The sequence below is a fragment of the Blastocatellia bacterium genome (genome assembly GCA_016713405.1).
Lineage (GTDB): Bacteria > Acidobacteriota > Blastocatellia > Chloracidobacteriales > JADJPF01 > JADJPF01.
In genome coordinates this window covers 148,649-171,645 of the sequence record JADJPF010000007.1, presented here as the reverse complement: position 1 = coordinate 171,645, position 22,997 = coordinate 148,649, and the positions used below count along the sequence as shown (strand labels likewise).

Here is a 22,997-nt window from a genome sequence, read left to right as displayed (position 1 = left end):
ATGAAAAAATTAAAAAAATTTGTTTCCTTAAGTTTTCTATTTTTATTATTAGTTGCTGTTGGCGTAGTAGCATTTCAACCAGTTAAACAATTTTTAGTCCCTGTCCAATCAGAATTTACACCTATTACTTTATCCATTAAGCCACAAGATTTTCTAGTTAAAATCCAAGCTGATGGAGAATTACAATCAGCAGAAACAACCAAAATTCTTGTTCCAAATGTTCCAGCACAAAACCTAAGAATTGCTTCGTTAGTAGCAGATGGTCGAACAGTAAAAAAAGGTGATTTACTAATAGAATTTGACCCTACGGAACTAAACTTACAGTTTTTAGAACAAAAATCAAATTTAGAAATTGCTAACTATAAAATCAATAAAAGTGAGCTTGCTGCTGAAGTTGATAAATCTGACCTAGTTAAAGATAAAAAAGTTAGCGAATTAGAATTAGAAAATATTGCTCAATTTCAGCCCCGTGATGAAATGATCTACACTCGGCGACAAATTTTAGAAGGTGAATTAAATAAAGATTATACTCAGAAAAAAATTGTATTTGCTGATGCTCGATTAGATCTAAAAGGAAAAGTCTATTCCCTTGATGAAGCAATTTTACTTTTAGAAAGACAAAATGCTACATCAAAAATCAATCAAGCAGAAAAAGCCCTTTCATCTCTTAAATTAACCTCTCCAAGCGATGGAGTTATTGATCAAAATAGCCAATCTGGTGGTTATTGGCGTATGTCGATAATGCCCGGAAGTAATGTTTATGTAGGAATGCCGCTTTTTGACTTAATTAATCCTAATAAAATGGAAGCTAAATGCTATGTGCTAGAAAAAGATGCTGGGTCATTAAAAGTAGATCAAAAAGTTAGCGTTATTCTTGATCCTTTTCCAGATAAAGAATTTAGCGGCAAAGTAAAAAATATTGATAAGCTTGCTCGTCCAATTGATAGAAATTCCCCTGTAAAATATTTTCAAACTACAATTTCACTAGATAATGTTGAGCCTGAAGTTATGAAATCAGGAATTAAGCTAAAAGCTCAAGTTTTAGCTCAAGAATTAAAGAATGTTTTGGTTGTTCCTAGAAGTGCTTTAGTGGAAAAAGATGGTAAATTCTTTGCCTATGTTCAAAAACCAAAAGTTGCTGAAAATACAGAAGATAACTTTGCAAGTCAGTTTGAAGCTAAAGCAGTAACTCTTGGTCAAGGCGATTTAATCCAAGTTGTAGTAACTGAAGGCTTAACTTCTGGTCAAGTAATAGCTCTTAATCCACCAGATGCAAAACAAAGTTTTTCATCAGATAAAAAGTCAAAAAAGAAGAAAAGAAAAACTAACTTAACTAATTACTTTGTTTACAGAGTACTAATCAGTTTATCAATAAGTTATGAAATATCTATCAGAAATAAAATTAGCTATAGACAACCTACAAACTCATAAATTACGCACTTTTCTAACAATGTTGGGGATGATTTTTGGCGTTGGTGCTGTAATTGCAATGTTATCTATTGGAGCAGGAGCCGAACAGGAAAGCTTAAAAATTATTGATACAATGGGAGTGCGTAATATTATTGTCAAGGATAGAGAATTTAAGGATGAAGACTTAAAGAAAATTCGAGAAACTTCTTTAGGTTTATCACTTCGAGACGTTCAAGCAATTGAAACTGTTGTACCTGATTTAGAAACCTATTCAGCTAAGAAAAAAGTCAAAACATTTCAAATATTTTCATTTACTGGCAAAGCTGACGAAGCAAATGTTCTAGGAGTTACATCTAGTTATTTTCGTTTAGCTAAGTATTCTTTACTGGAAGGAAGTTTTTTCTCTGAAATAGATGAAAAAAATTATGAGCAGTTTTGTGTTATTGGCTCTCGCAGTCGTCAAAAGCTATTTAACAAACTTTCTCCTATTGGTAAGCAAATTAAAATCAATAAGTTATGGTTTACTGTTATTGGAGTTTTGGCCGATAATAATTTAGGAAAAGATGAATTTGAAGGCGTTAAACTCCAAGATTTTAGTAATGATATTTATATCCCTCTAACTACAGGGCTTTAAAAATTCGACCTTAAACGTCTGGAATCAGAAGTAGATGAAATTATCTTAAGTATTAAATCTACTGATACCTTAAAACCTAGTGCTGTTTTAATCAACCAAGTATTGGTTAGCACACACAACAAAGCCGAAGATTTTTCTATTGTCCTGCCACGAGAGCTTTTAGAGCAGAATCAAAAAACCCAAAATATTTTTAATATTGTAATGAGTTGTATTGCTGGCATAGCCTTACTTGTTGGTGGAATTGGAATTATGAACATAATGTTAGCCAATATTTTAGAGCGAACACGCGAAATAGGCATTCGTCGGGCAATTGGCGCACGTCGTCAAGATATTCTTCTACAATTTTGATGGAAGCTTTAACAATTAGTCTTGTAGGCGGTATTTTAGGAATATTATTTGGGTTTGGTGCTTCTCGTCTAGTTGCTTTATATGCTGATTGGACAACACTTGTTACATCAACTTCAATTGCAATGTCTTTTGGAGTGTCTGCAAGTGTGGGACTAGTTTTTGGCATTTACCCTGCCATTACAGCTTCTAAGCTAAACCCTATAGAAGCATTAAGATATGAATAAATACTCTGTAAACTAAGAAATATTATTCATAAAATAAGTTAAAATATTATTTTCGTTTGACAATCTAGCTTTAGAATCTTTGATTATCAGGATTTTTTATTAAAAACTTGGTTATAAAAATCTTTTGCTCTTAGAAACTGTGCAAGAAAGCTAATTAAGGTAAATACCTGATAATTTATCTAGTTTATTCTGCTTATCACAAATTATAATAGCTAAAAATAAAAACTATACAATATAAAGAGCTATTAGTGAAAATTACGGGGCAAGAGGCTGATCCTAAAATAACTAGTTATTCTTCATCAAAAGAATTACTTTCTTTGGGAGTAATTGCTTTAGTATATTTTATAGTTAATAAATTATCTTATCTTTTTGCTGGCTCATCAAACATACTTATTTGGCCTGCTAGCAGTATTGCTGTAGCCGCATTCTTACTTAATCCTAAAAATTTCTGGCCTAAAATTCTTACTATAATTTTTATCATAAATTTAATAGTCAAACTTTCATTAAGAAACTCTTTTATTAGTATGTTTGGGTTAGTTATTGTAGATACAGTTGGGCCGCTTTTATTGAGTTGGTTACTAATAAAATGGTCTAAAAAAAATAAACAAAAAGCTTCAGAAGAAGCAATGAAAAAAAATGAAGAGTTCTTACGTACAGTTATTGAGTATCAGCCAGAAATGCTTGTTAGGTGGCAACCTGATGGAACACGTACTTTTGTAAATAATGCTTATTGCCAGACTTTTAATCAAAAACGAGAAGATTTAATTGGTACTAGTTTTATACCTTTAGTAGCTGAAGAGTATCATGAAGCCATAAGGCAAAAGATTAAGTCTATAACTTTTACTAATCCTGTTTCTATAGATATTCATGAAAGTGTTTCGATCACAGGGGAAAGATTTTGGCAAGAATGGATAGATCGAGGTATTTTTGACAAAAATGGAAATTTATTAGAAATACAATCTACAGGCCGCGATATTACAAAACATAAACAAACCGAACAAGCCTTACAAGAAAGCGAAGCTAGACTACTTGTAATAACTCGTGAATTAACAGAAAGAGTCAAAGAATTAACAGCACTACATCAAGCTTTTCGTCTATTTCAATCAGAACTTCCTCCAAATAAAGAATTTTTCACACGCTTAGTAACATTGCTTCCTCCTGCTTGGCAATATCCTGAAATTTGTCAAGCACGTATTTGCTATGGCGAAATTGAAGTACAAACAAGTGATTGGCGTGAAAGTCCATGGAAACAAATATCTCAATTTGTTACTAAAGATGGTCAAAAAGGTAGTATTGAAGTTGTTTATCTTGAAGAAAGAGAAATAAAAGCAGAAGGCCCATTCCTTGCAGAAGAGCGGGATCTTATTCAATCTATTGCAGATATGCTTAACACTCATTTAAACCGCAGGCGTGCAGAAGAATTACTCTATTTTAGTGAAGAACGCTTTCGCGCAGCTATGCAGCATTCGCCTATAGGTCTTGCCCTAGTTGCTACAAATGGTAAATGGTTAAATGTAAATTCTGCAATTTGTAATATTCTTGGTTATACAAAAGAAGAGTTACTTAACATAGATTTTCAAACTGTTACATATTTAGATGATCTTGAAACTGATCTTAAATATGTCCAACAAGTGCTTAATCGTGAGATTGAGACTTATCAAATGGAAAAGCGATATATACATAAAAATGGTCATACAATTTGGGCCCAATTAAACGTTTCCTTAGTTTGGGATTCCAAAGGCCAACCCTTATACTTTGTTTCACAAATTCAAGATATAACTCAGCGCAAAGAAGCAGAAGAAGAAATCCGTAAGCTTAATTTAGATTTAGAACAACGTGTCAAACAGCGAACACTTGAACTAGAAGCCGCTAATAAAGAACTAGAAGCTTTTAGTTATTCTGTTTCTCATGACCTGCGTTCTCCCTTACGTACTGTTGATGGTTTTTCTCAAGCAGTTTTAGAAGATTATGCACAGATGTTGCCTAAAGATGGGCAACGTTACCTGCATATGATTCGAGAAGGTGCGCAACGTATGGGAGCCTTAATTGATGATCTGCTTAGCTTTTCTCGTCTAAGTAGACAACCTATCAGTAAACGTTTATTTGATCCTACTAAATTAGTAAGTGATTTATATAAAGAATTAAAAGAAGAGCATAAAGGAAGAAATATTGAGTTTGAGCTAGCAGAATTACCATATTGTCAAGGAGATCCATCACTTCTAAAACAGGTGTGGAGTAATCTTTTATCTAATGCTCTAAAATATACTAGAGTGCAAGAACATGCTGTTATTAAAGTTGGATATAAAGAAATTGAAGAGGAAAAAATATATTTTATAGAAGATAATGGAGCAGGTTTTGATATGAAATATGCTCATAAACTTTTTGGAGTTTTTCAAAGACTACACCGAGCAGAAGATTTTGAAGGTACTGGTGTTGGTTTAGCTATTGTACAAAGAATTATTACCCGTCATGGTGGTCGCATTTGGACTGAAGCGACCAAAGGCAAAGGTGCTACCTTTTATTTTACTCTTGAAGGGATAAAGAAAAATGACAGGAATTAATGATGTAGAAATATTATTAGTCGAAGATAACCCACAAGATCTTGAATTAACAATTCGCGCACTGCGGAAAGCTAACCTTGCTAACCATATTCAGGTTGCTAGAGATGGAGAAGAAGCCATAGAATTTATCTTTTGTGAAGGCCCTTATTCTAACAGTAAAATTGAAGATAAACCCAAAGTAATATTACTTGACTTAAAGTTACCTAAAATAGATGGTTTAGAAGTCTTGGAACGTATCAAAAATGATGAAAGAACTAAAGATATTCCTGTAGTAGTTTTAACATCTTCTAGAGAACAGAAAGACGTTATAGAAAGTTATCAATTAGGTGTTAATAGCTACATAGTAAAACCAGTAAGTTTTGATCAATTTATAGAATCTGTAAGAAATTTGGGAATGTATTGGCTGCTTCTCAATCAAGCACCAAGGTTAGAGGGATAAAACATGCCACAACCAATACGGATTTTAGTTGTTGAAGATGATCATCTTGACGCTGAATTTTTGATAAGAGCGTTAAAAAATGCTGGTTTTATACCTACTTGGGAAAGAGTTGATGCTGAAGAAGATTTTCTTGAGCATTTACGAGATGATTTAGACATTATTTTATCTGATTATCAATTGCCTCAATTTAGCGGGATTCGTGCATTAGAATTGCTAAAAGCAAGCAACTTAGAAATACCTTTTATTATTGTTTCTGGTGCAATTGGTGATGATACTGCAATTTTAGCTATGAAACTTGGAGCAACAGATTATCTCTTAAAAGATCGTTTGGCTCGCTTAGGTCAAGCTGTTTCACAAGCTTTAGAACAAGGCCAGCTTCGCAAAGAACGACAGCTTATAGCTAATGAGCTAAAAAAAGCTGAAGCACGTTACCGAAGCATTTTTGAGAATGCTACAGAAGGAATTTTTCAAACTACCAATCAAGGACAAATATTAATAGCCAACCCAGCACTTGCACGTATTTTTGGTTTTAGCTCTCCTCAAGAAATGATAAGCACTATAAAGGATCTTCGCTCACAGCTTTATGTTGATCCCAAAAAATATATCGAGTTTGAAGAACTAATGGAAAGCCAAGGTTTTGTTTCTAGGTTTGAAGCTCAATTTTATAGTAAAGATAAGCAGTTGTTGTGGGCTTCTATAAATGCTAAAACTGTACAAGATCAAAATGGTGAAATACTATGTGAAGGTACAGTAGAAGACATTACAGAACTTAAGCAGGCAGAAGAAGCTTTACGCCAAAGCCAAGAACAATTTCTACAAGCACAAAAAATGGAAGCAATAGGGCGGCTTGCTGGTGGAATTGCTCATGATTTTAATAATCTTCTTACAGTAATCAATGTAAATGCTGAATTTGTTAGCCTGCATATTTCAGAAAAAGACACTTTATCAACAAATCTACAAGAAATCCTTAAATCTGTAGAACGAGCAACTATGCTTACTCGTCAATTGCTAGCTTTTAGCCGCAAAGAAGTTATTCAACCAAAAATTATTAACTTAAATAATCTTGTTAATGATATGGGAAAAATGTTGCAAAGAGTAATCGGTGAAAATATAGAATTAAAGATAAACCTTGCCCAAAACCTATGGAATGTTAAAGTTGGCCCAAGTCATATGGATCAAGTAATAATGAATCTAGCAGTAAATTCTAAAGACGCTATGCCAATGGGAGGAAATATCTTAATTGAAACAGCTAATGTCATACTAGAAAAATCAATGGAGGAGTATAATTTAAGTATTAAACCAGGAGAATATGTTCTGCTCTCTGTTAGCGATACCGGTTCTGGTATGGATGAAACTACAAAAACACGTATTTTTGACCCATTTTTTACTACCAAAGAAATTGGTAAAGGTACTGGTTTAGGTTTATCTACTGTTTATGGTATTGTTAAACAAAGCAATGGTTGTATAAAAGTAGCTAGTGAACTTAACAAAGGCACTAAATTTTTAATATTTATTCCTAGGGAACTTAGAGAAAGTGAAGTTACTGAGCAAATTCAAAAGAAGATTTTATTATTAGTGGTGAAAAGACTATTTTACTAATTGAAGATGATGAAGCTGTTCGTACACTTGTTAATTTGATCCTTACCGAAGTTGGTTATAAAGTTATAGTTTCTACTAATGCTAATGAAGCCTTACATATTTGTGAAAAACACCCTCCTATAGACTTATTGATAACAGATATAGCAATGTCTTATATGAATGCAGATAATTTTGTTGATTGGCTAAATGCTTTATATCCTAAACTAAAAGTTCTTTATTCATCTAATTACACAGATAGAGTAATTGCAGATCGAGGAATATTTAACCCTGGAACTTATTTTATTTCCAAACCATTTAATCTAACTTTACTTACTAAAAAAGTAGAAGAAATTTTATCTTCACCTGCTTAATACTCTGTAAATTGAATGTTCTGATATTTTAATCTTAAGCCCCAACGGGGCGGCATATTTGTAGCGTAGGGTTTCAACCTTACGTATGATAATATAGTACCCCTAAAAGCCCCAACGGGGCGTAGAGTTTTTTAATAGCAAGAAAAGACTATGCACGCCCTTTCAGGGCTTAAAGATATTTAATTATTATTGTCTAGGGTTTATGCCTTAGACTATAGTTATTTCGTCCTGTTAAGGCTTTAAGAGATAAAACATCAAAAAACTTAGTTTACAGTGTACTTAAAATTTAGCTAACTTAAATACAATAAAGCCTGATAAACTAGCCTTAAAATGTTATCTATAAATCCTGCAAATCTTGTCTTAAATAATTCTCTACCAATACTACTTTTTCATGCTTTGGATAATTCATCTTTTAATATAGCTTTTTCACCTAAAAGTTTTGAAAAAGCTATTTCTAAATTATATTTATCTGGTTATCAGACGTTGAATTTATCTACTATTCCCAACTATTTACAAGAAAACAAAACTTTTCCTAAAAATAGTTTTGTTATTACATTTGACGATGGTTACAGAAGCGTTTATGAGCAAGCTTTTCCTGTACTGCAAAAATATAATTTTACAGCCACGATTTTTATCACCACAGGAAAAACCAAGCCATTAACAACCCTTGAGCGTTTACCATCAATACAAGGACGCACAATGTTAAGTTGGCATGAAATTAAACTGATGCAAGCAGCAAACATTAGTATTGGGTCACATACACTTACACACCCAAATTTAACTAAATTGCCAAAAAAAGAATTAGTAGCTGAAATTTATGAGTCAAAAGCAATGATTGAAGATATTCTAGGAACAGAAATTAATAGTTTTGCTTATCCTTATGGTTATTATGATAAAACTAGCTTAGAACTTGTCCAAAAATATTATAGTTGTGCTTGTAGCACAAATCTTGGACTAGTACAGTCTACTAGTAACCTTTATTTATTAGAGCGTGTAGAAACTTATTATTTACGACAAGAAAAATTATTTAATTTAATGATGACAAATGAATTATTGTCTATTTATTTGCAACTAAGAAACATTCCCCGTAAAATACGCCAAACATTTCTTCCTCATTTTTTATGAAACCTTTACGTTTTTGTATGGTGACAACTTTTTATCCACCTTATCATTTTGGTGGAGATGGTGCGTTTATTTATTCATTAGCAAACGAGTTAGCAAAACGCGATCACAAAATAGAAATTATTCATTGTCTAGATTCCTATCAACTTCTCTCTAAAAAAATAACTACAGGTAATTATATAGAGCATCCTAATGTAAAAATTCATCGTCTAGAAAGTGCGGTTGGGATGCTCTCGCCGCTTGCCACACAGCAAACAGGTTGGCCGCTTTTTAAGACAAAAAAGCTTCAAGATATTCTTAATCAACAATTTGATGTAATTCATTATCATAATATTTCTTTAGTAGGTGGGCCTAAACTACTAGCTTATGGACAAGCTATTAAGCTTTATACAATGCATGAATATTGGCTAGTGTGTCAAACTCATACATTATTTAAGTTTAATAAAGAGCTTTGTACTGAGCCTAGTTGCTTTGCTTGTTCATTAGTATATTTACGTCCTCCTCAATGGTGGCGTTACTTTGGTTTGTTAGAAGAAATGCTAAAAAATGTAGACCGTTTTATTAGACCTAGTCAATTTACAGCAGATATTCATTATAAAATGGGCTTGAAAATTCCTATTGTGCATTTACCTAATTTTGTTTCTCCTTCAATAAGTTTAGCTAATGAGTTCCAAGAAACAAATGAGCTACCATATTTTCTTTATGTCGGTAGATTAGAGAAAATAAAAGGTTTACAAACCATTATCCCCATTTTTCATAAGTATAAAAAGGCTAGATTATTAATTGTTGGTAAAGGTAGCTTTGAGAATGAGTTAAAAACTTTAGCATCAAGTAGCCCTAATATAGAATTTTTAGGGTTTAAGTCTAGCGATGAATTACAAAAACTTTTCCAACAAGCAATTGCATTGATTGTTCCGTCAATTTGCTATGAAATTTTCGCTCTAGTCATCATAGAAGCTTTTCGGGAAAAAACTCCTGTAATTGCTCACAATCTAGGAGGAATGCCAGAACTAATTGAAAAAAGCGGTGGAGGATTTACCTATAATAATGAAACAGAACTACTAACAGCAATGGAGCAATTATTGACAGACACTGACGAGCGAAATAAACTTGGGATGCTTGGCTATCAAGCTTATCAAGAAAACTGGACACCTCAAGCCCATATAAACCAGTATTTAACCTTAATTCAAGAAATTGCCAATAGTAAAAATCTAATACTTGGACAAAGCTAAAACATGAATTTACTTGTCACCAACACTCACGCACCACAATCTTATGATATTATCCGCGCCTTAAGACCTTTTGCTAATAAAATTGTAGTAACGATGGAAGGTGAAAGCCACTTTAAGGCTAGACTTTCACATGGAGCAAATTCTTTACTAGTTGATAAAAGATATTATGCTCCTGCACCTGTAGAAGATTGGGCAGCAGGCAAAATTAGTCAAGAAAATACCCCATTGGAAGAATCCTTTGTTCAAACCTTGCTACAAATCTGCGAAAAAGAACAGATAACAGTAATTTATCCTACTTGGGATCCCTATGTTTATGTACTTTCTAAAAATCTAGCTCGTTTTCAAAAACTAGGTGTTACTATCCCAGTTCCAGAGTTTGACACAGCCATAAACGCGCTAGATAAATATCGCACTGTCCAAGCCGCGCAAGCCGTAGGATTTCCTTGTCCGCGAACTTATCTTTATGACGAAACGCTAGACTTAAAAGCTGTAGTAGAAAAAGAAGGTTTTCCCCTAGTTGTTAAACCTCGTTTTACTTCTGGCAGTCGTGGAACAGTAATAGTAAAAACTTATGAGGAACTACTAGAAAAATTACCAAAAGTAGTTAAAGATCATAGCAATCCGCTAATTCAAGAATATATCCCAGGTGGCATAGTAACTTCTGTTCAATTTGTGGTAGACCGTCAAGGAGAAATTAAATTTTCTTTTCATAAGAAAAAAGTGCGTAAACTTCGCTTAACTTCTCGTTATTGCACAGTGTCGGAAACCTTTCCCTTAGAACAATATGCAATAGATATGAGAAAAATAGTTAAACAAGTAGGTTGGTATGGGGCAATGGGAATTGAAACCATGATTGACCCTCGTGATGGCGTGCAAAAATTAATGGAAATGAATGCCCGCTATCCTCGTCAGCTTTGGAACCGTCTGGAACTAGGCATAAATGAGCCTTTGATGTGTCTAAAAATTGCTCAAGGTCAAGAAGTTGAAGCAATTAAAGATTATCCATTAGGAGTATTATTTGTTTGTCCTGTTGATGATATACAACTTCTTGGTCTAGAAGTTTTAGACCGGCTGTTTTATAAATTTAGAACTAGTATTCAAGGAAAAGAACCTTTAGATAACCTAAGCGCACCAAATCCTATTATTAAACAAGTCCAATTTTTTCTAGAAACCTATAAAAGCAATAAACAAAAGCTACTTGACCCTTACACAAAATATTTTTTTCGTGACCCATTAGTCTCAATACTTTGGTGGTTACAATTTGCTACTTGGATGGTTGGAGGACTAAAGAAAATTGGTAAATAACAAATTAAATCCAATTTTTTCCCGTAGAGAACTCCTTCAAATAGCTTTAACAACACTAGGTTTTAGCTTGATAACTGGGTGTCAAAATAAAGAAGCTATAAAAGAAGAAGGTTGTAATAATTTAGCTGGAAAACAAATTCGTTGGATTATCCCTCATGCCGTTGGTGGAGGCTATGACACAGAATCTAGGGTACTTAAGCCTTTTTATGAAAAACATTTAGGTGCAGAAATTTTTCTTGATAATGTGGCTGGAGCCGCTGGAGTAATTGGAGCTAAAACAATTGCTACAGCTAAAGCTGATGGGCTAACTCTTGGCATACTTGGCGCAGCAGGATTGATGCTCTCAGCTTTAACCGGACAAATAAATATACCTAATCCAATAACTGATTTTAGCATTTTAGGTCGAGTGTCTCGAAGTTGGCAAGTTTGGGTAGTAAGCAAAGATTCCCCACTAAAAACATTTGCAGACCTGTTGGCTGAAGCAAAAAAACGTCCAATTATTTTTGGTGCTAATGAAGTTGGAAATACATCTTTTACAACTATTACTATTGGATGTGAATTATTAAGTATAAATTTTGATATAGTAGCTGGTTTTGCTGGAACTCGTAATGCGTCACTTGCTGCAATGCGTGGTGAAGTTGATTGTGTATCATTTAACTTTGACTCTATTTTTGAGTTAATTAATTCTGGGGAATTAAGGCCCATTTTACAATTTAGTAACAAAAGAATTAGCGAACATCCATCACTTGAAGGTGTTCGCCTTCTAGGTGGTAGCGAAGGAGTCGCACTAGAACAAGCTAAAAATTTAGGAAAAGATTTAGACGAAACAAACAAACTTACTCAAATTCTTATAGATTTAATTAGCGTTGGCCGCATTGTAGTTGCTCCATTAGGCTTAAACCAAAGTCTTTTTGATTGTTTATCTAAAAATCTTTATAAAACACTTTCTAGTGCAGATTATCAAGCTCTAGCTAAAAAAGATTCTAAAACTTCTATTGATATTGCTAATTCAGCAGAAGCTAAAGCTAATTTAGAAAAAGTCGCAAAAGAAATTCTTGTATTTGTTCCTACTATTAAAAAAGCGTTAGAGAAAGTCCGAGAATAATTGTTAAAGTTTTACCAGAAAAATTTACTAAATTTTTCTTTGCTGGTGATTATTGGTTTAGTAATTATCCTAATTAAGCAAAAAACTTTTCAACCTGTTTTTCTTGCTAGTTGGGAAGGTCTAAAACTAGTATTTTGCTGGCCTAATATTCTTTATCCAATTGTAGCAACGCTTTTAACCATGATATTTGCTTTATTACCAGGTTTAAGCGGTGCAACTTTAATGGCTCTAGCTGTGTCATTAACTCTAAGTTGGGAACCACTTTATGTGCTGCTTATTTTTGGTGCATTTGTTGGCGGATCAACTTTTATGGGGTCGGTTACAGCTATTCTTTTTAATATTCCTGGCTCTGGCCCAAGTGCAGCAACCTTGCTAGATGGCTACCCACTAGCCCAAAAAGGCGAAGCTAAAACCGCTATAGGCTGTTCCGCCGCTGCATCTGCAATGGGTTCAAGTTTTGGCGTTTTTGTCCTAATTTTATTAATCCCTTTTATGAGCCAAGCTATTTTGATTTTTAGCTCACCAGAATTTTTAATGCTAACCCTTTGGGGATTAACAACTATTGCTGCAATTTCTACAGGCTCCATTCTTAAAGGGCTAATTATGGGCGGATTAGGCTTTTTAATTTCTTTTATCGGTCAAGATCCCCGCACAGCCGAGGCTCGCTACTCTTTTGGTATCACTTATTTAGCTGATGGTTTAAGTATGATTCCTATTCTACTAGGTCTTTTTTCTATTAGCGAAATAATAGCTTTAAGCGTTTCTGGTCAAGAAACTATTTCTGGTAAAACCCGTGTAGAAGAATTAACTGGAAGCGTCTGGAAAGGTGTTCGAGCCGTTTTTGAAAACTTTAATCTTTTTATTCGTAGTTCAATTATTGGAACAATCATCGGTATAATTCCTGGCGTTGGAGGAACTGTTGCAAGCTTTGTTGCTTATGCTCAAGCAGCACAAACAGCTAAAGAACCCAAACATTTTGGTCAAGGAGATATCCGAGGAGTTTTAGCTCCAGAAGCAGCACACGACGCTAAAGACGGCGGTTCGCTAGTCCCTACATTAGCTTTTGGTATCCCAGGCAATGAAGGAACAGCTATTTTATTAGCAGCCCTTCTTTTACACGGCCTAGCACCAGGAAAAGAGCTTTTAACTAATAATTTAACTTTAGTATTTGTATTAGTTTGGTCGCTATTTTTCTCTAATTGGATAACTTCTATTTTAGGTGTGTTAGTTGTTAGTCCTCTTGCCCGCTTGACCCTAGTTCGTACACAAATAATTAGTCCAATAATTTTAGTTTTAACTATTATTGGTGCATTTACTTATAAACAGAGAATTGAAGATGTTTTGCTAGTCTTTATTTGTGGAATTGTGGGTTATTACTTAAAAAAACACGCTTGGCCCCGTATCCCATTTATTATTGCTCTAGTGCTAGGAAATCTTTTTGAAACCAATTTCCATATCTCCCTTAAACTGAATGAATTAGGGAGGATTAATTTCTGGACGCGTCCAATAGTAATAGTATTACTAATATTAATTATTATTAATTTAGCTCTACCTATTTTACAATCTAGGCAAAAAGCAAGAACAGCAAATGATTAAATTAAGGGAAAAAGCTATTCTTACTTTTATTATTACAGTTTTTGTCTTGCTATTTTTATTTTCTACTATAACGCTTAGTCCTACTGCTCGTTTAGTTCCTCTAGCAATTTTAATTCCTACTTTATTAATACTAATCTTTCAATTAATTTTAGATTTTTCTCCAAAATTATCAGAATATTATAAAAAATATGATAGAGTAGATTTATTTAATGTAAAACGAAGGAAATATACAGATAAAGAAATACTAAATCATCTATATAAAGAAGAAATAAAGATTTTTAGCTATCTTTTATTATTAATTATTTCTATTTATTTACTTGGCGTTTTAATTACTTTACCTAGTTATATATTTTTATATTTACGCTTTGGTGTGCAAGAAAAAACAAAAATAGCTACCATTATTTCTGTAGCTATTTTTTCTTTACTATATTTTGTATTTATTTGGTTATTAAAAATAAACTTTTACTCAGGGTTGTTTTGGCAATAAGTTATTAGACTGAAATTAAAACACAACTACTGATTTTAAGGTATCTCCAACCTGTGCCATTAGGTTACAAGCTTTTTGTGTTTCTTCTATTGGAAAACGATCTGTAATAACTTGATCTGCTGTAATAACACGTCGGGAAATAAGCTCTAAAGCTTCCCTAGTATCATATGGGCCACAGGAATAACTAGAAACTAGCGTAATTTCATTAAAATAAAGGTGATATGGTTCAATTTCCATTTTTTCACCTGGAGCAGATCCCATAAAAAATACTACTGTACTACCTTTTCCAGCGCATTCAATCCCAAGCTTCATTACGCTAGGTGTTGGAGGCCCAACAATAACAAGGTCTGCCATTTCTCCGTTTGTAATACGGCTTACAGCTTCTCGTAAATCTTCTTTACTAGCGTTAATTACTGTGTCAGCACCTAATTGCAAAGCACGTTGACAACGTGATTCTACCAAATCAGCCCCAATAATTTCTTTTGCTCCATAATGACGGGCTAGCAAAACATTTAGCTGTCCCATTATCCCAAGACCAATTTGTAAAACTCGCTCACCGCCCTTCATTTGCGCCCGCTTAAAAGCACGTACTGAACAGGCTGTAGGCTCAATTAATGCTCCTTCTTCATAAGAAACACTATCTGGAAGTTTTAATGTATCTACACGTAAGTTAATTTCTGGAACTAAAAAATATTCAGCAATACCACCTGGTTTTAATGAAGTAGCTTTCCAGGTGCTACACATTGAAAAATAGCCGCGACGACAATGGCGACAAGTAAAACAAGGTGCATGATGATGGACAAAAACACGATCCCCTACTTGAAAATCTTTTACCTCTGAACCAACCGCCGCAATACGTCCAGCAGGTTCATGACCAAGCACTATTGGGGCTTTTTTACGAATATACCAAGGCGTAACATCACCTGAACAAATACCACAAGCTTTTACTTGTACTAAAGCTTCTCTAGGGCCAACTTCTGGCACTGGCATTTCTTCAATTCTGATGTCATTAAAATCATAAAGACGGGCAACTTTCATTAACATAATCGCTTAGGGAATGACTGCATATTTAATGCAATCACCTTTCTGTAATAAAGAAAAAACTTGATCTAATTGATCTAAAGGATAAGTATCTGTAATTAAGCTAGTAGCTAGAAGTCTACTACCTGCCAGCAATTCATAAGCTTGTCTAACAGAATTGCGGGTTAAATGAAAAGGGCTACGTAAAGTAATTTGGTCATAATGCAAGCGTTGTGTGTCAAAAGTTACAGTAGTTCCAGGCTTACAACCTCCAAATAAAACCACTTCGCCACCACGACGAGCAATATTTATTGCAGATTCCCAAACAGCCGGAGTTCCAGTACATTCAATTACTACATCTGCTCCACGACCATTTGTAGCAGCTAAAATCATTTCTCTAGCGTGTGGTTGACCTTCATTAAAATCAACAACTCGATAAGCATTTAATTTTCTAGCAATTTCTAAACGATAAGGACGACGACCTAAAACAATTATTTTTTCAAGTCCAAGAGCTTGTAAAGCTAATAAATGAAGTAGGCCAATAGCACCAGATCCTATTATAACTACTGTGTCATCTTCACGTAGCTTTAACATACTTAAACCGTGCATAACACAAGCTAAAGGTTCTAGTACAGCGGCTTCCTTAAAGGAGAGTTCAGCAGGTTTTTCAAACATATTTTGTGCTACAACATGAGCAGGAACTTTAATATATTCTGCATAAGCTCCTAGAGTATAATTATCCATAACAGCAGGACAAATATTTTCTTGATCACGTCGGCAAAAGTAACAATTTCCACAAGGCCCGGAAGGTGCTGACATAACAGAATCACCTTCTTTAAATTGCTTAACATTACGTCCAACTTTAGCAATTTCTCCTGAAAATTCATGCCCAAAAAGTGCTGGTAGAGGGAATTTTGGATGTCCACGTAAAAAAGTTTTTAGGTCTGTTCCACAAGTTAAGGCTGCTCGTACTTTTACTAAAACTTCACCTTCCTCTGGTGAGGGAGTTTCTATTTCCCTTAACTCAATTTGCCCTGGTTTAATTAATAGGTTAGCCCGCATATAAATACAGTAGTAAAAAAGTTATATAAAGTTAGCCTACTTTATTACTTTATTAATTACCGTTAATCTCCTTAAGTCGCTATTACTGAATTTGTTTTAGATATTGGTTAACTCAAATAACGTAAGAAAAGCTAAAAAGTGTTTTTTATAAAACATGCTATTATGCTCAATCAAAAAATTTTTCACAATCCATCTATGCCTAAGCTGTAAATTAGCTAATTATTTAGTTTTTACTTTATAGATAAGTTCTAAAAACATAGATCTAAGCTTACCCATTTAAACCCATTTAATAGCAAATAATAACCATTAATCCCTTCTTTAACTTCACTTGTTAAAAAGATAAAGACCATATTTTTTATTTAGCTAATATTTCCACTAGGATGACAAGCCTGTCTCATTTGTCATTTAGATAATCTGTGATTACTGGCACTTCCTAGTAGTTACTTTATTAAGTAAATTATTGTAATACTAGGAAGTATTTTAACTAATATTTATTGTAGTAGGAGGTCGAATGTCTCGAATTAGTAGAGATACCTTAGAGCATATAGCTAACTTACCAAATTTAACTACCATATCTTTACCTAAATGGTTAGATTTACTAGTAGATATTAACAATCTTGAAGAAGAAAGTTTATTAGAAAATAAGGTAGTAATTAGTAAAGAGAATTTATACTTAAGCAATTTTAATTTAGAAGCAGAAAATTACTTTATTAGAAATAACTCAAGATAAAAAATTTGCCCAGCACAAAATATGCTGGGCTGGTAAAATTTAATTATACCCTAATGTATTAAGCTTAACTCTTTACATTATTAGTAGTATTTGTTTCAGACAAGTTTTTAATGTGTTTTAGCACTCGTAAATGAATGCGATGAATAATAGCGTCTGACCAAATTTGCCAGTAGCTATAAGGCCAAATCTTATGACGATACCAGGTTGTGCCTTCTATTCTAGTTCGTCCGTTTGGCAATTCTGTTAGCAAAAATTGCCCACCTTCAGAAACCAAATAATTAGTTAAATGTGGTGGATGAATATCTGAGTAAGGTGTAAGTTCTTTCATTGCAGGAGGTTGAGAAGTGACCGAGAATTTTAACAATCTTGGTTCGTCCCAAATTTCAATTGGTTCAACAAATGGCCCGGTGGAAAAATTACAATAGCGAACTGCTCCAACTCCATGACCTTTAATTTCTGCTTTAATTGGATAAGCAACACCTAACTTAAAGAGCCAAGTGTCCGGTGCTGGTAGTTCAGAAAAGGTTACAACATTATTCCAAACTACTGAGGCAGGTGCATTTACTTCTATAGAAGTAGTTACAGGAATTAACGGAGCCTCAGCAGGACTTTTTGACTCTGCTCCAATTAACACAGGCATAACTAACAGCAAAATCATTGCTACTTTGTGTGACTCGCTTTGTAGCCAAGGCCGAGTTTGAATTAAATAGCCAACTATTCCACCTATTGCCCCAAGAACTATCCCTATAGGAGCAGCCATTAATAAACATATTGCTCCTTCAACAGCAAAAGCAATTAAGCCTAACCCTAGAAAAACTATTGAAAGACAAGAAACAAGTATACAACTAATAAATCCTTTTGGTCGGTGATATCCATGTACTAATACAGAAACTAAACCTAATGTAAATGGTAAACCTACAAATAAACTCCAGCCATAATTACCTAGTAACGAGACAGCAAAAACTGTTGAGCCAAGGAATAAAGGAATAGTAATTAAAAATCCCATAGCAGCACTGCCCATAGGATGCTCTGGAATTACTCGGTCAAGCGCACGTTTTATTGAGCTATTAGTATATCTTTCCTTTTGACCTTCTTTATAAGAAGGTAGTGTAGCTAAAATAATGAAATACAAGAGGTTAATAAAAGGTAAGAAGAAAAAGACTACTAACCAATTAGGCAATTGTATATCTCTTAATCTTCGTAAAGTTAGCAAAACTCCTACAGCAATAAAAGGTATTGCCATTGCTAGCAAAGTACCATAAAAAGGCCGATCATCTACATTTAAGTTATTTATCCTAGCCTCAGAAGGTAGTACTAAGTAGCTAAACAGCGACCAGGAACGGTTAAAAAAGTAGCTAGCAACTAAACGGTCAAGATTATACTTAATAGCAAAAAGAAGCACTCCCCAAAATAAATAGCCGCCTCGATCAATAGTGCCATCTATTTGCCAAAGATCTGAGATTTTTATCTTCATGCACATCTCCTTAGAATCAGTTTAGGCAATAAATAGTTGAATATTTTTATTTTTCTTATTTGACAATATTATTTGGATATTTGCACTAGATTTTTTGTTTTAAAACAAAAAAATTAGGGTTAGCCTCTTAGACAAGAGTTAATCCTAATTTTTTACTAAATAAATTTTAATAACTTAAAGTTATTCCGTTTTTAAGTCTGTGCCACGAGGATGATTAAATTCTGTGTTAGGCTTCCATTCAGCCATTTTATCGCTATTTGCTAGCCTTAGTCCCATTAAAAAGCCAACTGCACCTAATTGGCGTGGGCCTTCCCAATTCCAATCAGCTTTTATTGTATCAGTAGGTTTATGATAATCGGTTGAAAGAAATTTTCTTGCTCGTGCAATAGTTTCTTTTTCGTCCCCATCTGGCGCACCTAAAAGCATAATTGCTGGAACGCCTTTTCTAACAAAAGAAAAATGGTCTGAACGATAAAAAACTTTTTCTTCAGGAAAAGGATCTGCAAAAACCGTCCCACCTGTAGCTAAAGTTACTTCTTGCATTAAATCACCTAAATTAGAATATTCCATGCCAAAACCAGTAATTTTTTTAACCGGGCCATAGGTTTCTACACCAATTCCATCATAATTAATATTTGCAGAAATTTTTTCTAGCGGCCAAGTAGGATGATTAACCCAATATTCTGAACCAATTAAACCCATTTCTTCAGCAGTAACAGCTAAAAAGATAACAGAACGTTTTGGACGAGATTTAGTAAAAGCCTCAGCAATTGAAATTACAGTTGCAACACCTAGGGCGTTATCTGCTGCACCAGGGTAAATTGTTCCATCAGCTTTTTTTCCATAAGCGTCATAATGTGCACTATAAACAATAGCTTCTTCTTTTAACTTAGAATCAGAACCTTCTAATAAGCCTACAACATTGCTAGCTAGGGCTTCAGATGTTTTAACTTTAATTTTAATAGTTAAGTTATTTTTTGTGCTAAAGCTAATGTATTCATTATTTTGAGCTTTCTCTTTTAGTTGGGCTAAAGTAAGTTCGCCTCCAGCAATTAACTTTTCTATTGTTAAATCATCAGCCAAAATTAAAGGGATTTGAAAAGAGAAATTGGTTTTTGCATCTGCTGCAACTAATTTAGGTCTGGCTAAAAATTCAGCAATACTGCTTATTGAAGAGCCTCCAAAGCTAGTAATAATAGCTCCTGCCGCACCACGGCTAATTAAATTATTAAAAAAAGCTCTTTGCGAGTTGTATTTTTCTGGGATAGTTAAATTTTTGGGGCGACCCGAAAGAATTACAACTATTTTTCCTTTTACATCTATATTAGCAAAATCATCATGGTTTACTTCTGGTGCGCTAATTCCATGACCAACAAAAACTATTTCACCTGTAACGTTTACATCTTTATCTGGTTGTGGAAAAAGCACGCCAAAATTTTCAACATGTTTTAATTGTGTTTGGCCTAGCTCTAAAACACTTTCACTGGTAATTTCTCGTGAATTAAATTTTATAGATTGTAAATAGCTATCTTTATCTCCTAAAGGCTTAAGTCCAAGTTTTTGAAACTGCTCAGCAATATATTTAGCTGCTCGTTCGCCGCCCGGAGTTGCTGTTCCTCGACCTTCCATTTCTGGATCGGTAAGCTTAGTAGTAATTTCTTTAATTAATTCTGTTTTAACCTGTTTAGAGCTTTCTTGCTCTGTTGTGCTTAATGTGGGAGCAAGTTTTTCACTTGTTGCAGCAGTTTGAGCTAAAACATTTGTAGTAGAAAATACTAGTAAAAGAATAAGAAAAAGGCTTGAAAGTAGATTTTGAAATTTTCTCATTAAGAATATTTTCTCCAAACTTTATTAGAAAGTAAAAATGCGTATCTGAAAAATCACCAAAATTTAAGTTTTGGCTTAGTTGAGATGCAAATTTTTGCGGATTAACAGCACTTAACGCTAACAACAAATTGACGGTTGCAAAACTTTGCTTTTAACATTTTTATCCTGTTATTAACTGTTGTTATTTTAGCAGCACTTGGTTAAATTAATAGCCCTAGCAATAAATCATTAAGCAGCAATAAAATAATCCTACAAAAAGGCATCATCAATAAACTTATGTGGTATCCTCCAAATGGTATTCGCTATAAATTAAATGAAACTCATTGGCCTACAGTAGAAGAAGCCAAAACTGCGCTACTTTTTCAACCAATAAAAATAGGAAATCTTACTTTAACTAGTCGAACTTGGGTGCCGGCTATGGTGCCTTGGCGAGCAACCGAAGATGGTTTTGTAACAGAAGATAATTTAGATTGGTACGGTCGTTTTGCAGCAGGACGACCTGGAGCAATTGTAGTTGAAGCAACTGGAGTTCGTGACGTTCCTAGCGGGCCACTTCTTAGAATTGGTCATGACCGCTTTATTGAAGGTCTTAGCAAATTAGTCCAAAGAGTAAAAGATGAAAGCCAGGGCGAAACTAAATTTTTTATTCAAATTATAGATTTTCTCTCTGTAAAACGCCGACCCGAAGCAGAAAAATATTTTTCTCGTTTTCTAAAAATCACTAACCAGCACCGAGAAAAGCTAGCCCAAGTTCTAAACTCAGAGCATTGGCTAAATCTAGCTGAAACAGAAATCCGTAATTTTTAGCTCAAGCCTCAGATGAGTTACAAGATCAAGTAATGAATGAGCGCGAACTAGAATCTTTGCGTTATGGCTATCGAGAACGTGTTACTGATGAACATTTGCCACATATTAAAAATTTACCTGAAGTTTTGCCAGATATTTTTGCTAGTGCTGCTCTAAGAGCGCGTCAGGCAGGCTTTGATGGTGTAGAACTCCACTATGCACACGCTTATACAATGGCATCTTTTTTAAGTGCGCGTAACAAGAGAACAGATGGTTATGGAGGAGCGCGAGAAAACCGCGTCAAACTCCCACTTGAAGTTTATAGGGCTGTTCGTAAAGCTGTAGGCGATGATTACGTTGTAGGAGTTAGGTTTTTAGGTGATGAAGTAATTTCAGACGGAAATAGAATTGATGATGCAATTTATTTTGGTTTAGAATTTGCCCGCGCTGGCTTTGATTTTCTTTCCATTTCCAAAGGCGGCAAGTTTGAAGATGCAAAACCGCCTAAAGTAGGTGCTGCCGTTTACCCTTACACCGGCCCAAGTGGTTATGAATGTATGCCAACAATGAATTCTGATGAGCTAGGCCCATTTGGTCGGAATATAACGCTTGCTCAGCAAATTAAACAAACCATTAATAACGAAGGGTTTAATACACCTGTAATTACTGCGGGCGGAATTTCTACTTTTGAATTAGCAGAACAAACTTTGCAAGAACAAAAAGCTGACATTATTGCTTCTGCTCGTCAATCTTTAGCTGATCCTGATTGGTTTTTGAAGATGAAACTTGGTCAAGGTCAAGAAATCCGCCGATGTAATTACACTAACTATTGTGAAGCACTAGACCAACTACATAAAGAAGTAACTTGTAAGCTTTGGGATCAAAAGAAAGAACCTGGCGCAAAATTAACTAGCGATGGCCGACGGCGAATGCTGCCCCCAAGTTGGAATAGAGAAAATTAATTTTTTAGTCTTGATCTGCTTCGTGGGGTTCAAAGCCAAAATAACGTAGCCATTCTTTTAATTCACCTTTAACTTGTGGCTTGTTATCTTGTTTTTGAAGTGTTTCTTTTTGCTTTATTTCTCCAATTAAAGCTAGAAATTCTGCTGTTTCTAAATGTTTTACGCTATGAATTTTGCTGTAACTAGCTAGTGAACGATCAGAAGTAACAACAGTTAATTGGCGTGGATTAGAAGCTCTTTCAACAAAGTTTCTGATTTTACTATCTGCGTCTTTACCTCGTTGGCTATAGGAAATTTTTACTCCATGATAGGCAGACCCTTCTGGATGATGTGGATCAGGCGCACCATCAAAAATAACATGAACTTTAGCTTTTTTATGATAGACAAAACTAGCTAGTAAGCTTAAAAGCTCTTGCCTAGTTCGTTTACGCCCCATTACATTATTCCCATCTATTAAATAAAGCATTAGCTTCTAGTTATTTTTCCTTTATTTTTAATCCAATTTTCGCTTTCTATATGTAATTTATCTAAAGCATTTTGTAACTCAGTTTGTTTAGTTTCAACTTCTTGTTCATCGCTATCACGAGAAACATAAATTGCTGGAGCATAAGCAATTAAGCCGCGAGAAAAAAATTTAGGTATACGAAACCGATCCCAACTTTTTAGCTCCCAATAATTCATTGGTGTTTGACAAACGGGTAAAATTGGACAACCTGTTAGTTTT

20 protein-coding genes and 1 pseudogene are annotated in these 22,997 nt (G+C 34.2%); 15 read left to right on the top strand and 6 right to left on the bottom strand.

The window, feature by feature from the left end; genetic code table 11:
• The 12 genes and pseudogenes from IPK14_11165 to IPK14_11110 all read left to right on the top strand — a co-directional run bounded on the left by IPK14_11165 (position 1) and on the right by IPK14_11110 (position 14,412).
• Entirely contained in the window at positions 1-1,431 is a 1,431-nt protein-coding gene (locus IPK14_11165) for an HlyD family efflux transporter periplasmic adaptor subunit (protein ID MBK7993948.1), read from the top strand.
• Positions 1,379-2,616, top strand: a pseudogene (locus IPK14_11160) (ABC transporter permease). The gene IPK14_11165 and the pseudogene IPK14_11160 overlap by 53 nt, the downstream one beginning before the upstream one ends.
• A gap of 248 nt (positions 2,617-2,864) precedes the next feature.
• Positions 2,865-5,177 carry a PAS domain S-box protein gene (locus IPK14_11155; protein MBK7993947.1) on the top strand — a complete coding sequence of 771 codons (2,313 nt, stop codon included), beginning with the start codon at positions 2,865-2,867 and terminating at the stop codon, positions 5,175-5,177.
• Entirely contained in the window at positions 5,164-5,616 is a 453-nt protein-coding gene (locus IPK14_11150; GenBank protein ID MBK7993946.1) for a response regulator, read from the top strand. The genes IPK14_11155 and IPK14_11150 overlap by 14 nt, the downstream gene beginning before the upstream one ends.
• Positions 5,617-5,619: 3 nt before the next feature.
• A complete protein-coding gene (locus tag IPK14_11145) occupies positions 5,620-7,215 on the top strand; it encodes a PAS domain S-box protein (protein MBK7993945.1) in 1,596 nt (531 codons plus the stop codon).
• The gene (locus IPK14_11140) at positions 7,185-7,565 is read left to right on the top strand and encodes a response regulator (GenBank protein MBK7993944.1); all 381 of its coding nucleotides are present in this window, start codon (positions 7,185-7,187) and stop codon (positions 7,563-7,565) included. Before IPK14_11145 ends, IPK14_11140 begins: the two co-directional genes overlap by 31 nt.
• A 330-nt stretch (positions 7,566-7,895) precedes the next feature.
• Positions 7,896-8,690, top strand: coding sequence for a polysaccharide deacetylase family protein (locus tag IPK14_11135; GenBank protein MBK7993943.1), 795 nt, complete (start codon positions 7,896-7,898; stop codon positions 8,688-8,690).
• Positions 8,687-9,919: a glycosyltransferase family 4 protein gene (locus IPK14_11130; protein MBK7993942.1), complete on the top strand. Its 1,233-nt coding sequence runs from the start codon at positions 8,687-8,689 to the stop codon at positions 9,917-9,919. Before IPK14_11135 ends, IPK14_11130 begins: the two co-directional genes overlap by 4 nt.
• Positions 9,920-9,922: 3 nt before the next feature.
• Positions 9,923-11,224: an ATP-grasp domain-containing protein gene (locus IPK14_11125; protein ID MBK7993941.1), complete on the top strand. Its 1,302-nt coding sequence runs from the start codon at positions 9,923-9,925 to the stop codon at positions 11,222-11,224.
• Entirely contained in the window at positions 11,214-12,329 is a 1,116-nt protein-coding gene (locus IPK14_11120) for a hypothetical protein (GenBank protein ID MBK7993940.1), read from the top strand. Before IPK14_11125 ends, IPK14_11120 begins: the two co-directional genes overlap by 11 nt.
• On the top strand, positions 12,330-13,925 hold the full coding sequence (locus IPK14_11115; GenBank protein ID MBK7993939.1) for a tripartite tricarboxylate transporter permease: 1,596 nt from the start codon (positions 12,330-12,332) through the stop codon (positions 13,923-13,925).
• Positions 13,918-14,412, top strand: a complete 495-nt coding sequence (locus IPK14_11110; GenBank protein MBK7993938.1) for a hypothetical protein — start codon at positions 13,918-13,920, stop codon at positions 14,410-14,412. Before IPK14_11115 ends, IPK14_11110 begins: the two co-directional genes overlap by 8 nt.
• 15 nt (positions 14,413-14,427) lie before the next feature.
• Here the strand turns inward: IPK14_11110 and IPK14_11105 are convergent, their stop codons facing one another.
• Entirely contained in the window at positions 14,428-15,450 is a 1,023-nt protein-coding gene (locus IPK14_11105; protein ID MBK7993937.1) for an alcohol dehydrogenase catalytic domain-containing protein, read from the bottom strand.
• 12 nt (positions 15,451-15,462) lie between these two features.
• Positions 15,463-16,494: an alcohol dehydrogenase catalytic domain-containing protein gene (locus IPK14_11100; protein ID MBK7993936.1), complete on the bottom strand. Its 1,032-nt coding sequence runs from the start codon at positions 16,492-16,494 to the stop codon at positions 15,463-15,465.
• A 511-nt stretch (positions 16,495-17,005) separates the two neighbouring features.
• Between IPK14_11100 and IPK14_11095 the strand changes: the two genes are divergently transcribed.
• Complete coding sequence (locus IPK14_11095; GenBank protein MBK7993935.1) at positions 17,006-17,224, top strand: hypothetical protein; 219 nt, start codon at positions 17,006-17,008, stop codon at positions 17,222-17,224.
• A gap of 64 nt (positions 17,225-17,288) precedes the next feature.
• Here IPK14_11095 and IPK14_11090 read toward each other — a convergent pair whose 3' ends face one another.
• Positions 17,289-18,698 carry a DUF805 domain-containing protein gene (locus tag IPK14_11090; GenBank protein ID MBK7993934.1) on the bottom strand — a complete coding sequence of 470 codons (1,410 nt, stop codon included), beginning with the start codon at positions 18,696-18,698 and terminating at the stop codon, positions 17,289-17,291.
• Between the two features lie 180 nt (positions 18,699-18,878).
• Positions 18,879-20,525: a M28 family peptidase gene (locus tag IPK14_11085; protein MBK7993933.1), complete on the bottom strand. Its 1,647-nt coding sequence runs from the start codon at positions 20,523-20,525 to the stop codon at positions 18,879-18,881.
• Between the two features lie 276 nt (positions 20,526-20,801).
• On the opposite strand from IPK14_11085, the gene IPK14_11080 reads away from it, so the two are divergent.
• Positions 20,802-21,332: a hypothetical protein gene (locus tag IPK14_11080; protein MBK7993932.1), complete on the top strand. Its 531-nt coding sequence runs from the start codon at positions 20,802-20,804 to the stop codon at positions 21,330-21,332.
• A gap of 32 nt (positions 21,333-21,364) precedes the next feature.
• A complete protein-coding gene (locus tag IPK14_11075) occupies positions 21,365-22,273 on the top strand; it encodes a hypothetical protein (GenBank protein MBK7993931.1) in 909 nt (302 codons plus the stop codon).
• A gap of 4 nt (positions 22,274-22,277) precedes the next feature.
• Here IPK14_11075 and IPK14_11070 read toward each other — a convergent pair whose 3' ends face one another.
• Together IPK14_11070 and IPK14_11065 are read right to left on the bottom strand one after the other, a co-directional pair.
• Positions 22,278-22,739 (bottom strand): NYN domain-containing protein, encoded by a 462-nt coding sequence (locus IPK14_11070; protein MBK7993930.1) that lies wholly within the window; start codon positions 22,737-22,739, stop codon positions 22,278-22,280.
• Complete coding sequence (locus tag IPK14_11065) at positions 22,739-22,954, bottom strand: hypothetical protein (protein MBK7993929.1); 216 nt, start codon at positions 22,952-22,954, stop codon at positions 22,739-22,741. Before IPK14_11065 ends, IPK14_11070 begins: the two co-directional genes overlap by 1 nt.
• Positions 22,955-22,997: the final 43 nt, after the last annotated feature.

Bases quoted from the DNA above. Each gene is read 5' to 3' on its own strand.
- IPK14_11110 (MBK7993938.1), top strand. From the start codon at position 13,918: ATGATTAAATTAAGGGAAAAAGCTATTCTTACTTTTATTATTACAGTT.
- IPK14_11090 (MBK7993934.1), bottom strand. From the start codon at position 18,698: ATGAAGATAAAAATCTCAGATCTTTGGCAAATAGATGGCACTATTGAT.
- IPK14_11070 (MBK7993930.1), bottom strand. From the start codon at position 22,739: ATGCTTTATTTAATAGATGGGAATAATGTAATGGGGCGTAAACGAACT.
- IPK14_11125 (MBK7993941.1), top strand. From the start codon at position 9,923: ATGAATTTACTTGTCACCAACACTCACGCACCACAATCTTATGATATT.
- IPK14_11085 (MBK7993933.1), bottom strand. From the start codon at position 20,525: ATGAGAAAATTTCAAAATCTACTTTCAAGCCTTTTTCTTATTCTTTTA.
- IPK14_11095 (MBK7993935.1), top strand. From the start codon at position 17,006: ATGTCTCGAATTAGTAGAGATACCTTAGAGCATATAGCTAACTTACCA.
- IPK14_11105 (MBK7993937.1), bottom strand. From the start codon at position 15,450: ATGAAAGTTGCCCGTCTTTATGATTTTAATGACATCAGAATTGAAGAA.
- IPK14_11165 (MBK7993948.1), top strand. From the start codon at position 1: ATGAAAAAATTAAAAAAATTTGTTTCCTTAAGTTTTCTATTTTTATTA.
- IPK14_11065 (MBK7993929.1), bottom strand. From the start codon at position 22,954: ATGAATTATTGGGAGCTAAAAAGTTGGGATCGGTTTCGTATACCTAAA.
- IPK14_11135 (MBK7993943.1), top strand. From the start codon at position 7,896: ATGTTATCTATAAATCCTGCAAATCTTGTCTTAAATAATTCTCTACCA.
- IPK14_11150 (MBK7993946.1), top strand. From the start codon at position 5,164: ATGACAGGAATTAATGATGTAGAAATATTATTAGTCGAAGATAACCCA.
- IPK14_11100 (MBK7993936.1), bottom strand. From the start codon at position 16,494: ATGCGGGCTAACCTATTAATTAAACCAGGGCAAATTGAGTTAAGGGAA.
- IPK14_11145 (MBK7993945.1), top strand. From the start codon at position 5,620: ATGCCACAACCAATACGGATTTTAGTTGTTGAAGATGATCATCTTGAC.
- IPK14_11075 (MBK7993931.1), top strand. From the start codon at position 21,365: ATGAATGAGCGCGAACTAGAATCTTTGCGTTATGGCTATCGAGAACGT.
- IPK14_11130 (MBK7993942.1), top strand. From the start codon at position 8,687: ATGAAACCTTTACGTTTTTGTATGGTGACAACTTTTTATCCACCTTAT.
- IPK14_11080 (MBK7993932.1), top strand. From the start codon at position 20,802: ATGTGGTATCCTCCAAATGGTATTCGCTATAAATTAAATGAAACTCAT.